Origin of the sequence: Streptomyces sp. CB01201, assembly GCF_002803085.1 — a bacterium.
GTDB lineage: Bacteria > Actinomycetota > Actinomycetes > Streptomycetales > Streptomycetaceae > Streptomyces > Streptomyces hundungensis.
In genome coordinates this window covers 94,678-110,053 of sequence record NZ_NNBJ01000012.1, presented here as the reverse complement: position 1 = coordinate 110,053, position 15,376 = coordinate 94,678, and the positions used below count along the sequence as shown (strand labels likewise).

General features: G+C 71.1%; 15 protein-coding genes. 10 read left to right on the top strand and 5 right to left on the bottom strand.

Annotated elements, in window-relative coordinates; translation table 11 throughout:
• Positions 1 to 117: 117 nt before the first annotated feature.
• From trxA to CG740_RS25020, 3 genes are all read right to left on the bottom strand, one after another.
• Entirely contained in the window at positions 118 to 450 is a 333-nt protein-coding gene (gene trxA, locus CG740_RS25030) for a thioredoxin (protein ID WP_100577513.1), read from the bottom strand.
• 65 nt (positions 451 to 515) lie between these two features.
• Positions 516 to 926: a MerR family transcriptional regulator gene (locus CG740_RS25025; protein ID WP_100577512.1), complete on the bottom strand. Its 411-nt coding sequence runs from the start codon at positions 924 to 926 to the stop codon at positions 516 to 518.
• Between the two features lie 153 nt (positions 927 to 1,079).
• Positions 1,080 to 2,756 (bottom strand): MFS transporter, encoded by a 1,677-nt coding sequence (locus tag CG740_RS25020; RefSeq protein ID WP_100577511.1) that lies wholly within the window; start codon positions 2,754 to 2,756, stop codon positions 1,080 to 1,082.
• 214 nt (positions 2,757 to 2,970) lie between these two features.
• On the opposite strand from CG740_RS25020, the gene CG740_RS25015 reads away from it, so the two are divergent.
• The 4 genes from CG740_RS25015 to CG740_RS25000 all read left to right on the top strand — a co-directional run bounded on the left by CG740_RS25015 (position 2,971) and on the right by CG740_RS25000 (position 6,159).
• The gene (locus CG740_RS25015; protein WP_234376482.1) at positions 2,971 to 3,534 is read left to right on the top strand and encodes a TetR/AcrR family transcriptional regulator; all 564 of its coding nucleotides are present in this window, start codon (positions 2,971 to 2,973) and stop codon (positions 3,532 to 3,534) included.
• A 256-nt stretch (positions 3,535 to 3,790) separates the two neighbouring features.
• Positions 3,791 to 4,243: a phospholipase gene (locus CG740_RS25010; RefSeq protein ID WP_100577509.1), complete on the top strand. Its 453-nt coding sequence runs from the start codon at positions 3,791 to 3,793 to the stop codon at positions 4,241 to 4,243.
• A gap of 76 nt (positions 4,244 to 4,319) precedes the next feature.
• A complete protein-coding gene (locus CG740_RS25005; RefSeq protein ID WP_100577508.1) occupies positions 4,320 to 5,207 on the top strand; it encodes a hypothetical protein in 888 nt (295 codons plus the stop codon).
• Positions 5,208 to 5,391: 184 nt separating this feature from the next.
• Positions 5,392 to 6,159: a DUF1345 domain-containing protein gene (locus CG740_RS25000; RefSeq protein WP_234376473.1), complete on the top strand. Its 768-nt coding sequence runs from the start codon at positions 5,392 to 5,394 to the stop codon at positions 6,157 to 6,159.
• 41 nt (positions 6,160 to 6,200) lie between these two features.
• On the opposite strand, the gene CG740_RS24995 is transcribed toward CG740_RS25000, so the two are convergent.
• Positions 6,201 to 7,616: a cation:dicarboxylate symporter family transporter gene (locus CG740_RS24995; RefSeq protein WP_100577507.1), complete on the bottom strand. Its 1,416-nt coding sequence runs from the start codon at positions 7,614 to 7,616 to the stop codon at positions 6,201 to 6,203.
• A 105-nt stretch (positions 7,617 to 7,721) separates the two neighbouring features.
• Between CG740_RS24995 and CG740_RS24990 the strand changes: the two genes are divergently transcribed.
• The 6 genes from CG740_RS24990 to CG740_RS24965 all read left to right on the top strand — a co-directional run bounded on the left by CG740_RS24990 (position 7,722) and on the right by CG740_RS24965 (position 14,103).
• Positions 7,722 to 9,320, top strand: coding sequence for a sensor histidine kinase (locus CG740_RS24990; protein ID WP_100577506.1), 1,599 nt, complete (start codon positions 7,722 to 7,724; stop codon positions 9,318 to 9,320).
• Positions 9,317 to 10,003: a response regulator gene (locus tag CG740_RS24985; RefSeq protein WP_100577505.1), complete on the top strand. Its 687-nt coding sequence runs from the start codon at positions 9,317 to 9,319 to the stop codon at positions 10,001 to 10,003. Before CG740_RS24990 ends, CG740_RS24985 begins: the two co-directional genes overlap by 4 nt.
• A gap of 120 nt (positions 10,004 to 10,123) precedes the next feature.
• Positions 10,124 to 11,515, top strand: a complete 1,392-nt coding sequence (locus CG740_RS24980; protein ID WP_442802852.1) for an extracellular solute-binding protein — start codon at positions 10,124 to 10,126, stop codon at positions 11,513 to 11,515.
• Entirely contained in the window at positions 11,512 to 12,399 is an 888-nt protein-coding gene (locus tag CG740_RS24975) for a carbohydrate ABC transporter permease (protein ID WP_100577503.1), read from the top strand. Before CG740_RS24980 ends, CG740_RS24975 begins: the two co-directional genes overlap by 4 nt.
• A gap of 80 nt (positions 12,400 to 12,479) precedes the next feature.
• Positions 12,480 to 13,304, top strand: a complete 825-nt coding sequence (locus tag CG740_RS24970; protein WP_100577502.1) for a carbohydrate ABC transporter permease — start codon at positions 12,480 to 12,482, stop codon at positions 13,302 to 13,304.
• A 130-nt stretch (positions 13,305 to 13,434) separates the two neighbouring features.
• On the top strand, positions 13,435 to 14,103 hold the full coding sequence (locus CG740_RS24965) for a helix-turn-helix domain-containing protein (protein WP_376496407.1): 669 nt from the start codon (positions 13,435 to 13,437) through the stop codon (positions 14,101 to 14,103).
• Between the two features lie 63 nt (positions 14,104 to 14,166).
• Here CG740_RS24965 and CG740_RS24960 read toward each other — a convergent pair whose 3' ends face one another.
• Positions 14,167 to 15,192 carry an ATP-dependent 6-phosphofructokinase gene (locus CG740_RS24960; protein ID WP_100577500.1) on the bottom strand — a complete coding sequence of 342 codons (1,026 nt, stop codon included), beginning with the start codon at positions 15,190 to 15,192 and terminating at the stop codon, positions 14,167 to 14,169.
• Positions 15,193 to 15,376: the final 184 nt, after the last annotated feature.

Genomic DNA, 15,376 nt, shown 5'->3' with positions numbered 1-15,376 from the left:
CAGTGCTTCCATAAAGCTTATTCGTGACTTCTTATCGGAAGGCGCGAAACACTTAATATACGCAGGAGAACGCCCCGGATGTCAATTCATCCGGGGCATTTTTGTGGGCTCGCCCGCTCAGATCACATCGGCCAGTTCCTGTTGCAGCCGCCGCTTGGGGCGCGAGCCCACCATCGACTTCACCGGTTCGCCGTCGACGAAGACCACGAGGGTGGGCGCCGACAGGATGCCGTACTTGGCGGTCGTCTCCGGGTTCCGGTCCACGTCCAACACGACGATCTTCAGCCGGCCCGCCTCCTCCTTCGCCAGCGCGCCCAGGACGGGCGCGAGTTGGCGGCACGGCCCGCACCAGTCGGCCGTGAACTCCACCAGGACCGGAAGGCTCGACCCCGTCACCTCCTCGGCGAACGTCTCGTCCGTGACCTCGTCCACGCCTGCTGCCTCGATCAACGCGTCATCCCCTCGGATCCAAGTGCCCGTTGTCGTCCGGTCACCGCGCGCATGCGGTGCGCCGGTCATGTCTTCGGGCTCAACTCGCAGCGCGGCTCGGGCCCGCCCGGCACCTCCGCCGTCGCCAGCACCTCGGCCCGCGCCAGCTCCGCCCGCACCCGGGTGCGCACGGCACCGAGCTCGTCGATCAACGCGTCGAGCTCGGCCAGCTTGCGGCGGTACACCGCGAGCGACGCGGGACAGCTGTCACCGGCCGGGTGGCCCGCCCGCAGGCACTCCACGAACGGCCGGGTCTCCTCCAGATCGAACCCGAAGTCCTGGAGGGTCCGGATCTGCTGGAGCAGCCGCAGGTCGTCCTCGTCGTACGTGCGGTAGCCGTTGTCGGTGCGCCGCGCGGCGAGCAGGCCGCGCGACTCGTAGTACCTGAGCGCGCGAGTGGTGGTGCCCGCCCGCGCCGCGAGTTCGCCGATGCGCATGACAAGGACGGTAAGCGTTCACGTCGACGTCAAGGCAAGGCCGCCGTCGCAGGAGCCGGGCGATCGACGCGCACGCCGACCGCCCGACCAACCGACCAACCCGACCAACCGACCAAACCGACCGCCCGGCCGCCCGCGCGGTCTCCGGGCCGCTCAGACCGACAGGGGCTCGCGCTCCGAGTCGTCCGACGGCTGCTCCGGCTGCGCGGCGCTCTTGTCGCGGCGCGGCAGGAGGACGGCGACCAGGACGGTGCCCACACCCAGGATGACCGCCCCGATGAGGCTGGTGCGGGCGACCGCGTCGGAGAACGCGGAGCCGACCGCGTGGCTCATCTGCTGCGCGCCCGCCGCGAGTTGCTCGGCCTGCGCCTTGAGCTGGGCCGCCTGCTGCGGGGAGCCGGCGTGCAGCGCCTGGGCACCGAGCTGCTTGGCCTGGTCCCCGATGCCCTGGGCGACGGCGTAACCGGCGCCGACGGAGTCCTGCGCGGTGGCGAGGGCGGATGCGGGCAGCTTCGTGCCGGCGGTGGCGTCCGCGAGGTGCGAGGAGTACGACTTGGCGAGCACCGAGCCGAGGATGGCGATGCCGAGGGAGCCGCCGAGTTCGAGCGAGGTGTCGTTGACCGCGCCGCCGACGCCGAGTTCGGCCTCCGGGAACGCGCCCATGATCGCGTCCGTGCAGGGCGAGAGGGCGAGCCCGATGGCGACGCCCAGGATGATCAGCGGGGCGAGGAAGTCGCCGTACCCGGAGCCGGAGTCGACCCGGGTGAGCAGGGCGAGCGCGACGGTACCGGCGACCATGCCGGCCGTGACGGTGACCTTCATGCCGAGCCGCGGGGTCAGGAACCCGGTGAGCGCGGAGCCCACGAAGACCGCGCCGGCCAGCGGCAGCATGCGGATGCCGGTCTCCAGCGGGGTGTAGCCGAGCACGAACTGGAGGTGCTGGGTGAGGTAGTAGAACGCGCCGAAGACCGCGAGGAAGAACAGCGCGACGGCGAGCAGCGAGCCGGAGAACATGCGGTGCGCGAAGCGGCGTACGTCCAGGACGGGGCGCGGGTGGCGCAGCTCCCACAGGACGAAGACGAGGAAGCCGAGCCCGGCGACGACGGCGGCGCCGATCGCCTTGATGTCCCAGCCGAAGTGCGGGCCCTGGATGATCATGTAGACGAGCGCGCCGACGGAGACGACCGACAGCAGACCGCCGACGTAGTCGATGCGGTCGTGGTGGGCGGCCTTCGACGGCGGTACGAGGACGAACGCGCCGACGACCGCGAGCAGTGCGATCGGCACGTTGATCAGGAACGTCGAGGCCCAGCCGTGGTTCTCCAGGAGCGCGCCCGCGACCAACGGCCCGGCGGCGATGGCGATTCCGGCGGTCGCGGTCCACAGCAGGATCGCCTTGGCGCGCTCGGCGCGCGGGAAGGTGGAGGCGAGCAGCGACAGGGTCGCGGGCATGATCAGCGCGGCGCCGACGCCCATGACGGCGCGGGACGCGATGACACCGGTCGAGCTGTCGACGAGCGAGCCGGCCACGGAGGCGCCCGCGAAGACGAGCAGACCGAGCACGAGTGCGCCGCGCCGGCTGTACTTGTCGCCGATCGCGCCGAGCAGCAGCATCAGGGCGGCGTACGGGACGGTGTAGCCGTCGATGACCCATTGCAGGTCGGAGCTGCTGAGCCCCAGGTCCTTGGTCATGTCGGGGGCGGCCACCGTCAGGGCGGTGTTGGCCATCACGATGATCAGCAGGCTGAGGCAGAGCACGAGCAGCGCCCACCAGCGTCGCCGGTAGGGCGCCCCCATCTTCTCGACGGGCTGGTTGATGACGAGACCCACGGTGTCTCACCCTTCCTCGGTCTTGCTTCCCCGAGGCCTGTCGCCCCCGGGGCCCCCAGCGGGGAAGATCCACATCGACTACTTGCACAACACTGTGCAATTACACAGCGCTGTGCAATTTACGCCCCTGCACGGCGCTGTGCAAAATGGGGGCGTGACAGCAACCCCTGCCGCCCCCTCGGGGGGCCGCGCCGACGCGAACCGCCGCCGCATCATGGAGGTGGCCTTCGCCGAGCTGCTCCGCGACCCGGACGCGTCGATGGACCAGATCGCCCGCGCGGCGGGGGTCGTGCGGCGCACGGTGTACGGGCACTTCCCGAGCCGGGACGCGCTGATCGCGGCGCTGGTGGACGAGGCGGCGGAGACCGTCGCGGACGCGCACCGCGAGGGTCGCGCGGGCATCACCGACCCGGCCGAGGCACTGGCCCGGGCCACCCTCGCGGTCTGGGAGATCGCCGACCGCTACCGTCTCCTGGTCGCCCTGGCCCAGCGCAGCGTCACCATGGCCGGCATCAAGCTGCGTCTCGCCCCGGTCCGCAAGGAGTGCGTGGACCTGCTCCAACTCGGCCTGCGGGCAGGGGTGTTCACCTCTCCCCTGCCGCCCGCCGCCCTCGCCTATGTGCACGAGCAGTCCCTGTTCGGCCTGATGGAGGCGGTCAACGAGGGCGCCCTGCCCGCATCCGAGGCGGGCCGCTCGGCCGCGACGACCCTCCTCCTCTCGGCCGGCGTCCCGGCGGACCGCACGGCCGAGATCGTGGCGGCGGCGCTGAGCCGGTAGCCGGTGGGCGACCCGTGGGGGGCGGAAGCCGGTGGGCGACCGGGGGGGGAAGCCGGTGCCAGGCAGTCGGCCACAAGCAGCCGGCCAGAGGCAGTCGAACCGATGGACAACCGGACGGTCGGCGCTCGACCGGTGACCGGCAGTCGACAACCCCGGAAATCTTTCGGGGCTTCTTCAGCAAGCCCGTAGCCCGCACACGGCCCGTGGGGCGAGAGTGACGGCACGTCACCTACCGCTCCCCCCACGGAGGTTCAGGATGCGCCGTCGTACCACCCTGAGCATGACCGCGACCGCGGCACTCGCCCTCGCCGCGTTCGCCACCGCCCCGGCCCAGGCCACCCCGGCCGACAAGGCGCAGGTGCTCGCCTCCTTCACGCAGACCAGCGCGAGCAGCTCCAGCGCGTGGCAGGCCGCCCACAACGACCAGGGCCGCTGGGCCGCGTACGGCTTCGACTGGTCGACGGACTACTGCTCTAAGTCCCCCGACAACCCCTTCGGCTTCCCCTTCAAACTGTCCTGCGCCCGCCACGACTTCGGCTACCGCAACTACAAGGCGGCGGGCCAGTTCCCCGCGAACAAGGCCCGCGTGGACAGCGCCCTGTACGAGGACCTCAAGCGCGTCTGCACCGCGTACGGCACCGCGAAGAAGGCCTCGTGCGACGCGACGGCGTGGACGTACTACCAGGCGGTGAAGGCCCTGGGCAGCTGAGCCCCGGCCCCGTTCTCCGGCCTCGGTCCACCCCGCGGGGAGCCGAGGCCGGTGCGTCCGCTTAGGATCCCTGGCCATGGGGGAATCGAACACGGCGCCCGCGCTCGGAGTCGTCCTGGCGCGCGGCCGTACCCGCGCCTGGGTGGAGCAGGGCGCGTTGCACTGGACTCGGGGGCGCAGGACCGTCGTGGTGCCCGGGACGCGGATCCGCCGGGTCGAGGCCGCCGGGAAGTCGCTGACCGTGCACCTCGTCGAGGACGCGCGGGACCCTCAGGACGCCCGAGCCGCTCCGGCCTCGCGGGACGCACGGGGCAGCTCGGCCGTCAGGGTCCGGCACCGCAACGCGGACATCGTCACCGCGCTCGCCTCGGAGATCGAAGCGATCATCGGTGACGCCGGTCCCTCGGGCAACCGGCAGCCCGTACAGCGGCATTCGCGCCGCATATGGCCCCTGCGCCTGGCGGCAGGCCTTCGCGATCGGGTGCTGCACGGCAACCACTGGTGGCGTCGGGGACTCTCGTACGCGGTCGTGGGGTTGCCCCTGGCCGTCGCGCTGCCCGTCGATCCGGTCGGGGGCTTCTTCGCCTGGCTGCTGCTCCCGGCCGGATTCGCCCTGCTGTGGCTATGGGTGTGGATGACCCAGTTGAACACGCGGTGGGTGATGTGGCGCCGGGGCGTCACCGTACGTGCGAGGTTCGAAACGGTCTTGAGGGCCGAAAACGACGATCCGCTCGCCCACTTCCGCACGCTCGACGGCCGGGAGGTGGCCGCGCATTGCGCCCGGGAGGAACGCGACGAGATCACGTACGACCCCCGGGACCCCTCACGCGTGCTCGCGCCGGCCCGCGTGAACTCCTGGCTGGGCTACACCCTGGGCGCCTTCTTTCTGACCGGCTGCTGGGGCGTCCTTCTCTGCGTCCCGGCTGTCATCTGGCTGACCCGGCTGCTGACCTTGCCGTTCTAGGCGGCGTCTTCGAATGATCGTGGGTGGTGGGTCATGGTCGGTGACAGGTCGCCTTGAACGGCCTTGAACCGAACGGGAGTCGTCCGACCTTTGCTGCTGCCACCCGAAGGTACGAGTACGCGCCCGAGCCGGACGGCTGACCCCCGGTTCGCTCCCGCCCGGCCGGGGCGGCAGCATGGGCCCCGTGACACACGTACCGCACGACGAGCCCGAGCACGACCCGGCGCACGGCTCCGCGCACGACCCGGCGCACGGACCCGAGCAGGGCACCCCGCACCACCCCGCGCACCCGCCGGTGCCCGCATGGCAGCGGGCCACCCGGGGGGAGTCGCGGTGGGCATCCGCCGTGGCCGTGCTGGTCGCCGTCGCCCTGCAATGGACGCTGCCCGAGCGGCTGACCATTCACCCGGGGTGGCTGCTGCCCGCGCTGGAGGTCGCGCTCGTCGCGGCGCTCATCGCGGCCAACCCCCTGCGCATCGAACGGGCCTCGCGGCTGTACCGGGTTGCGGGGCTCGTGCTCATCGCCTGCATCAGCGCGGCCAACGGCTGGTCGGCGGTACGGCTCGTGGTCGGGCTCGTGCGGGGGCAGGAGGGCCATGACGCCACCGCCCTGCTGGTGACGGGCGGCGGCATCTGGCTGACCAACGTGATCGTGTTCGCGCTCTGGTACTGGGAGTGGGACCGGGGCGGACCGGTCGCCCGGATGCAGGCGACCCGGATCTATCCCGACTTCCTCTTCCCGCAGATGCAGAGCCCCGAACTGGCCCCGCCGCACTGGGAACCGGCCTTCCCGGACTATCTCTATCTGTCGTTCACCAACGCCACCGCGTTCAGTCCGACCGATGTGATGCCGCTGAACCGGTGGGCGAAGATGCTGATGATGGTGCAGTCCGCCGTTTCCCTGCTGACCGTCGTGCTCGTGGTCGCCCGCGCGGTCAACATCCTCAATTAGGCATCCTTGAGCGGGAATGGGGCATTCCCGATCGGACTTCCTCAGTTGGGCACCGGGGAACTGGCCGCGGGGGAAGCCGGCTTCGGGTCCTCGCGCTGTTCCGGCACCTCGGGTTCGCCCGCCGTCAGCATCCGCTCGTCGAACGGCAGGCGGCCCGCCAGGACCTCCGCGACCCTGGCCTTGTCGATCTCCTTGGTCCAGGTGCCGACCAGGACACAGGCCACCGCGTTGCCCGCGAAGTTGGTCAGCGCCCGCGCCTCGCTCATGAAGCGGTCGATGCCGACGATCAGGCCGACGCCGTCGACCAGTTCGGGGCGGTGGGACTGGAGACCGCCGGCCAGGGTGGCCAGGCCCGCGCCCGTGACGCCGGCCGCGCCCTTCGAGGCGATGATCATGAAGAGCAGCAGCGAGATCTGCTCGCTCGCGCCCAGCGGCTTGCCCATCGCGTTGGCGATGAACAGCGAGGACATCGTCAGATAGATCGCGGTGCCGTCGAGGTTGAACGAGTAGCCGGTCGGCACCGTGATGCCGGCCACCGAGCGGCTCACGCCCAGGTGCTCCATCTTCGCGATGAGCCGCGGCAGCGCGGACTCCGACGAGGACGTGGACAGGATCAGCAGGAACTCCCTGGCCAGGTACTTCAGGAGGCCGAAGATGTTCACACCGGTCATCAGCTTCAGGATCGCGCCGAGCACCACGAACACGAAGAGGGCGCAGGTGACGTAGAAGCCGATCATGATGACGGCCAGCGCCTTCAGGGCGTCCACACCGGTCTCCCCGACCACCCCCGCGATCGCGCCGAACGCGCCGATGGGCGCCGCCCACATCACCATCGCCAGGATGCGGAAGACCAGCCGCTGGATGTGCTCGATGCCGCGCAGCACCGGCTGCCCCGCCGAGCCGAGCGCCTGGAGCGCGAAGCCGGCGAGCAGGGCGATCAGGAGGGTCTGGAGGACCTGGCCCTCGGTGAAGGCGGACACCATCGTCCTGGGGATGATCGAGAGCAGGAAGTCCGCGGTCGACTCGCTGGCCCCGGCGGCCTGCTTGGCGCCGGCGTGCCGGGCCGCCTCCGTCAGATGGAGGCCGGAGCCGGGCTCCAGGATGTTGCCGACCACCAGGCCGATGGCGAGGGCCACGGTCGACATGACGAGGAAGTAGCCGAGCGCGAGGCCGCCCACGGCACCGACCTTGGCGGCCTTGCGCACCGAGCCGACGCCGAGCACGATCGTGCAGAAGATGATGGGCGAGATCATCATCTTGATCAGGTTCACGAACCCGGTGCCGATCGGCTTCAGCTGGACGGCGACCCCCGGCGCCGCGAAGCCCACGACGATGCCGAGGATCACCGCGCCGATCACGGCGAGGTAGAGATAGCGGGTGCGTTCCCGGCGGGCGGTGGCGGCTGGCTCTGCCACTGGGGTTCTCCTTCGTTGCGGCTCTGCTGCGGCTGCGGCCATGTCCCGATGGCCCTTGAGCGATCCCCGCGACTATCCAGCAGACTGTGACGCCGGTCACCGTTACGTGCATTTCGTTCATGCGGATCCAGCCAGCACACTGACCGGATGCGTCTTCCCCGACCCCGTTCGCTCGCCGGCCAGCTCTTCGCCATGCAGGTGGTCCTGGTCGCCGCGATCGTGGCGGGGTGCGCGCTCTTCTCCTACCTGGCCGACCGCCGCCAGGCCGAGGAGACCGCGCGGCGCCAGGCGATCGCGACCGCGACCTCGGTCGCCGCCTCGCCCTCGGTGATCGAGGCGGCCCGCACCAAGGACCCCACGGCTGCCCTCCAGCCGTACGCAGGGACCCTGGTCGCCACGACGGGCGTCGACTTCGTCGTGGTCATGGCGCCGGACGGCACCCGCTGGACGCACCCCGTGCCGGGCGAGATCGGCCGGACCTACCTCGGCGACACCGCCCCGGCGCTCCGCGGCGAGACGTTCACCGAGACGCACATGGGCGTGCTCGGCCCGTCCGTACGGGTCGTGACGCCGGTGCGCGACCCCGATGATCATGGCCGGATCACCGCGCTCGTCAGCGCGGGCATCACCATCGACCGGATCAGCGAGCAGGTGCGCAAGCAGCTGGCGGCACTTGCCGGCATGGCGGGTGGCGCGCTGGTGCTCGGCGGCCTCGGCACCTACGTGATCAACGCGCGCCTGCGGCGGCACACGCACGGCATGAACGCGGCCGAGCTGAGCCGTATGCACGACTACCACCAGGCCACCCTGCACGCCGTGCGCGAGGGACTCCTGATGCTGGACGGGCGGCGGCGGATCGCCCTGATCAACGACGGCGGGCGCGAGCTGCTCGGGCTCGGCGAGGACGCGGTGGGCCGCCCGGTCGCCGAACTGGGCCTGCCCGCCGCCCTCGCCGGGGCGCTGCTCGCCTCCGAACCGAGGGTGGACGAGGTGCACATGACGGCCGACCGGATCGTGGTCCTGAACACCCGGCCGGTCTCCTCCGGCGGGCAGCGCGGCACCGTGGTGACCCTGCGCGACCACACCGAACTCCAGGCACTCTCCGGCGAGTTGGACTCCGAGCGCGGATTCACCCAGGCGCTGCGGGCCCAGGCGCACGAGGCCGCGAACCGGCTGCACACCGTGGTCTCGCTGATCGAGCTGGACCGCGTCGAGGACGCCGTCGAGTTCGCGACCGCCGAGCTGGAGCTGGCCCAGGCACTCACCGACCAGGTGGTCACCGCGGTCGGCGAACCGGTGCTCGCCGCGCTGCTCCTCGGCAAGGCGGCGCAGGCCAACGAGCACGGGGTGGAGCTGGTCCTCACCGAGGGCAGCGCGATCGGGGACGGCCTCCTGCCGGACTCGCTGCCCGCCCGCGACCTGGTGACCGTCCTCGGCAACCTCGTGGACAACGCGGTGGACGCGGCACAGGGCAGCGCCGCCGCCGAGGTCGCCGTCACGCTCACCACCGAGGACGGCTCCCTCGTGGTGCGGGTCGCGGACAGCGGGCCCGGCGTCGACCCGGCCGCCGCCGAGGCCGTGTTCGAGCGGGGATGGTCGACGAAGAGCCCGGGGCGCGGCCTCGGTCTCGCCCTGGTCCGGCTCACCGCGGCCCGGCACGGCGGCACCATCGCACTCGACCGAAGTCCTTACGGCGGGGCCGAGTTCACCGTGCGGCTGCCCATACAGCAGGGAGTGCGCGCATGATCAGGGTCCTGGTCGTCGAGGACGATCCCGTCGCGGCCGAGGCGCATCGGCTCTATGTCGGCCGGGTGCCCGGCTTCACCCCGGTCGCGGTCGCGCACTCGCGGGCGGAGGCGCTGCGCGCCCTGGAGCGGACCGAGGTGGACCTGCTGCTGCTCGACCTGTATCTGCCGGACGGCCACGGCCTCCAGCTCGTACGGTCGCTGCGGGCGGCCGGGCACAGCGCCGATGTGGTGGCGGTGACCTCGGCACGGGACCTGACGATGGTGCGCGAGGGCGTCTCGCTCGGCGTCGTGCAGTACGTACTGAAGCCGTTCACGTTCCCCACCCTGCGCGACCGGCTCGTGCGGTACGCCGAGTTCCGGGCGGCGGCCGGGGAGGCGAGCGGGCAGGAGGAGGTGGACCGGGCGCTGGCCGCGCTGCGCGCCCCGCAGCCGTCCGCGCTCCCCAAGGGGCTGAGCGCGCCCACGTTGCAGGCGGTCACCCGCACCCTGCGCGAGGCACCGCAGGGCGTGACGGCGGCGGAGGCCGGCCTGGCGGTCGGCATCTCGCGGATCACCGCCCGCCGCTATCTGGAACATCTGGTCACCACCGGCCGCGCCGAGCGCACGCCCCAGTACGGCCAGATCGGCCGCCCCGAGTTGCAGTACCGCTGGCTCAACTCCGCGCGGCGGCACGGCGGTTGACAAGGTTGTCAGCCGGGCCGGGGGCGGGGTTGACCTTGTCCGCGGGCACCCTTACGTTCACCGGGCAGCCAAGTGCGGCCGTGGCCATGGCCGCACGCCTGGCCCGAGGAGGTCGTGCCCGTGCGCCCCACCGCCCCCGCCGCAGCCCCCGTGTCCCGCCCGCGCCGAGCGGCCAGGGGACACCGGCTCTCCCTGGCCCTCGCCGCCGCCCTCGCCGCCGGAGCGCTCGCCGGCTGCGGCGGCTCCGGCAGCGACGCCAACACCGTGAAGATCGCGTACAACCGCTCCACCGACAACAAGATCCGCTTCAAGGACGCGTTCCTGGCGGACGTCAAGGAGCAGTTCGAGCAGGCCCATCCCGGCAAGAAGGCCGAGCTCGTGCCGATCCAGGCCGCCGACAACGACTACGCGGCCAAGGTCCAGCAGATGATGCGCTCCCCGAAGACCGCCCCCGACCTGGTGTACGAGGACACGTTCCGCATCAACGCCGACATCGGGGCGGGCTATCTGCGCCCGCTGGACGACTACCTGTCCTCCTGGGACCAGTGGGGCCGCTTCGTCGACACCGCGAAGGCGGCGGCGAAGGCCGAGGACGGCAAGACGTACGGGGTCCCGGACGGCACGGACACCCGGGGCCTGTGGTTCAACAAGCAGATCTTCGCGAAGGCGGGCCTGCCGGCGAACTGGCAGCCGAAGAACTGGGCGGAACTCCTGGACGCCGCCCGCACGGTCAAGGAGAAGGTCCCCGGCGTCATCCCGCTCAACGTCTACACCGGCAAGGCGGGCGGCGAGGCCTCCGCCATGCAGGGCCTGGAGATGCTCCTGTACGGGACCGGCACGAACCCGCTGTACGACCCGGCGGCCAAGAAGTGGGTCTCGGGCACCCAGGGCTTCAAGGACGCCCTCGCCTTCGTACGGACGGTGTACGCGGAGAAGCTCGGGCCCGACCCCTCCGACGCCCTCGACCCCAATGTGGGCACGCATCTGGCCACCGACTGGATGCCGAACGGCAAGCTGGCCATCGCCCTCGACGGTTCCTGGCTCGGCCAGAACTGGATCAACAAGGGTCCCAAGGAGTGGCCCGCCTGGTCCACCACGCTGGGCCAGGCGGCGATGCCGACCCAGTACGGCCAGGCGCCGGGCAAGGTCTCGATGTCGGGCGGCTGGACGTGGGCGATCCCCGCGAAGGCGGCCAACCCCGCCCTCGCCTTCGACTTCGTCAAGACCCTGCAGACGACACAGAACGCGGTGAAGTGGGACGTGGCGGACGCCCAGATCGCGGTCCGCACGGACGTGGCCGCCGACCCGACGTATCTGCACTCCATGCCGGGCATCACCTTCTTCACCGGCCTCGTCCCCGTCACCCACTACCGGCCCGCGCTCGCGGTGTATCCGCAGGTGTCGACGGCGATCGGCGAGGCGATGGAGTCGGTCACCACCGGCGGCTCGGCGGCCGCTGCCGCCAAGAACTACGACGAACAGCTCAAGTCCCTCGCGCAGGAAGCGAGTTGAGCATCTTCGTACCGGCGCGGGGCGGGGCGCGTTCCCGTGCGGTGCGCTGGCTGCCGATCGCGCCCGCGACGCTGCTCCTGCTGCTCTTCCTCGCCGGTCCGATCGGCTACTGCGTCTACATCGCCTTCACCGACATGCAGTTGACCGGATCGTCGACGGTCGACTTCGTCGGCCTCGCCAACTTCCGGCGGGCTTTCGCCGACCCGGCATTCCGCAACGCGGTCCGGCTCACCCTCGTCTTCACCGTCCTGTCGTCGCTGATCGGCCAGAACACGCTCGGCCTGGCGCTCGCGGCCCTGATGCGGCGGGCCTCGCGCCCGGTGCGGACGGTGACGGGGGCGCTGGTGATCACGGCCTGGGTGCTGCCGGAGATCGTGGCGGCCTTCCTGCTCTACGCCTTCTTCCGGCGCGAGGGAACGCTCAACGCGATCCTCGGCTGGCTCCATCTCCCCACCCAGAACTGGCTGTTCACGCTGCCGATCCTCGCGGTGTCGTTCGCCAACGTGTGGCGCGGCACCGCGTTCTCGATGCTGATCTACTCGGCCGCGCTCGCCGAGATCCCGCGCGACATCGAGGAGGCGGCGGAGGTCGACGGGGCGGGCGGGGCGCGCCGGTTCTGGCACATCACCCTGCCGATGATCCGGCGCTCCATCGGCACCAACCTGATGCTCAACACCCTCCAGACGCTCTCCGTCTTCGGCCTCATCTGGGCGATGACCCGGGGCGGGCCGGGCGACCGCAGCCAGACGCTGCCGGTGTTCATGTACGACCAGGCGTTCCTGAAGAGCCTGATCGGCTACGGCACGGCGGTCGCACTCCTGCTGCTCCTGGTCGGCTCGCTGTTCTCGGTGGTCTATCTGCGGCTGATGAAGGTGGACGTGTGACGGCCCGCGGGGGACGCGGGCCGACGCCCCGCGGAAGCGGGCCGGCCACCCCTGGCCGCGGGCCGGCCCGCACGGGCCGGGTGCGCCGCCGCACCCGGCAGCGGCTCGCCGCCGACCTGGCCCTGCTCGCGGTCGCGGCGGCCTTCGCGGTGCCGCTGCTCTGGCTGCTGCTGGCCTCCGTGGACACCCAGGCCGATCTGCGGGTGCGGCTCCCCGGCTCGGTGACCCCGGACAACTTCTCGGCCGTCCTGACCCCCGACATCACCTTCACGCCGATGCTCAACAGCCTCGTCCTGTGCGGGAGTTCCACGCTGCTGACGGTGGTGTGCGCGGCGCTCGCGGCCTACCCGCTCTCCCGCTACCGCTCCCGCCTGACCCGCCCGTACCTGCTCACGGTCCTGTTCACGACGTGCCTGCCGATCACGGCGGTGATGGTTCCGGTGTACGGGCTCTTCGTACAGGTGAACCTCGTGGACACGACGTACGGCACGGCACTGTTCCTCGCCACCTCCCAACTCCCGTTCGCCATCTGGCTGATGAAGAATTTCATGGACGGGGTGCCGCTCGCCCTGGAGGAGGCCGCCTGGACGGACGGGGCGTCCATGCCGCAGACCCTGGTGCGGGTGGTGCTGCCGCTGATGGGCCCGGGAGTGACCGTGGTGACGGTCTACACCTTCATCATGCTGTGGGGGAACTTCTTCGTCCCCTTCATGCTGCTGCTCTCCCCCGACCGGCTGCCCGCCTCGGTCTCGATCTTCACGTTCTTCGGGAACTACGGCTCGGTGGTCTACGGCCAGCTCGCCGCCTTCTCGATCCTGTACTCCACGCCGGTGCTGCTGCTGTACGTCCTGATCGCCCGGCGGCTCGGCGGAGGTTTCGCACTGGCCGGCGGAGTGAAGGGTTAGCGTGGGCGAGCACACGCTTATCGAACCCTTAGGTAACCCGGACGCCACCAAAACCGTACTTTCCTCCAATTCACGTTCTTTGGTGGAACACACCGTAGGCAGATGTCACTTACCGTCCTACGGTGTGCGCGTGCACCCCACCCCACCCTTCAATGCCCTCGCGGCCCGCCGACTGCGAGAGGCCCTGGGCATGGCCCCCGGCCACGTCGCCTACGGCATGCGCGCCCAGTACGGCCTGCTGGTGTCACCGGACACCGTGATGGCGTGGGAGCGGGGGCTCGCGGCGCCCGAGGCACGGGAGCTGACCGCACTGGCCGGAGTCCTGTGGTGCTCCCCCGGCGATCTGATGGCGGCCGCCTCCACCCTGCGCGAGCACCGGCTCGCGCGCGGCCTGACCCTGGAGGACATGGCCCGCCGGGTCGGGCTCGACGTCGGGGCGTACCGGCGGATGGAGGACGCGGGGCGCTGGCGCGGCAACGAACGCCAGTCGGCGGCCCTGGCCGATCTGCTCCAGCTGTCGCTGCGCGACTATGTGACGGCCACCGGCCAGAACGAGGACCTGGCCGAGCTGTTGCGCGGCGCGGTGACCACGCGCTGGCAGGCGTACGTCAAGCCGACGGCGAAGCTGCTCCCGCTCTCCAGGCAGCATGTGGAGGGAGTGCTCGACCAGCTCCACGGCGAGTACCAGTCGCACATGGTCGCCACGCTCAACTGGGGCTCGGACAACGACACGGGGGACGCGGGGCGGGACTTCCTCGACCGCATCGTCGACCGGTTCTGGGAGCTGGCCCATGGGTAGCGCGCCCGCCGACAGGTGACCTCCGGCCCCCGGAATTAGGGACTCAGGTCCCGTGTCGCCCGGCTAGAACACCGACTCCGCCTCGTACATCCGGTTGTCCGGGACCGTCTTCAGGGTGGTCACCGCGTGGGCCAGCGGGGCCATCACGATGTCCGTGCCGCGCAGCGCGGTCATGTTGCCGAACTCGCCGCGGTGCACGGCCTCCACCGCGTGCCAGCCGAACCGGGTCGCGAGGACGCGGTCGTAGGCGGTCGGGACGCCGCCGCGCTGGACGTGGCCGAGGATGACCGGGCGGGCCTCCTTGCCCAGGCGCCGCTCCAGTTCGACCGCGAGCCGGTTGCCGATGCCGGCGAAGCGCTCGTGGCCGTACTGGTCGATGGCGCCCTTCTCGTACGGCATCGAGCCGTCGGCGGGGTGCGCCCCCTCGGCGACGCAGACGACAGCGAACTTCTTGCCGCGCGCGAAGCGCTCTTCCACCATCTTGACCAGGTCGTCGACCTGGAAGGGCCGCTCGGGCAGGCAGATGCCGTGGGCGCCGCCGGCCATGCCGGACTCCAGGGCGATCCAGCCCGCGTGCCGGCCCATGACCTCGACGACCATCACGCGCTGGTGCGACTCCGCGGTCGTCTTGAGGCGGTCGATGGCCTCGGTGGCGACGCCCACCGCGGTGTCGAAGCCGAAGGTGCGGTCGGTGGCGGAGATGTCGTTGTCGATGGTCTTGGGCACGCCGACCACGGGCATGCCCGCGTCGGACAGCATGCGGGCCGCGGTGAGCGTGCCCTCGCCGCCGATCGGGATGAGCGCGTCGATGCCGTAGCGCCTGGTCAACTCGGCGCAGTTCTCGGACGCTTCGCGCAGCCGGTCGCGTTCCAGGCGGGCCGAGCCGAGGATGGTGCCGCCGCGGGCCAGGATGCCGCTCACCGCGTTCAGGTCGAGCGGGCGGTAGTGGCCGTCGAGCAGGCCCTTGAACCCGTCCTCGAATCCGATGACTTCATCGCCGTGACCGACCACGGCTCGGTGCACGACCGACCGGATCACTGCGTTCAGGCCGGGGCAGTCGCCGCCTGCGGTGAGAACTCCGATGCGCATCGTGGTCAATCTCCTGCTTCGCTGGTCCTGGGAGGTCACGCCCTAATCCCCCGTAACGTGAGCAATTCAGATTGTCCCACGCACCCCGGGCCACCCGCCCGTCCTGCTACTCCGACCATCATGGGGGGCGGGTCTTCCGACCCTGCCGCCGGGCCTTTCGTCCGGCGGGCGTCCTATCCATTGG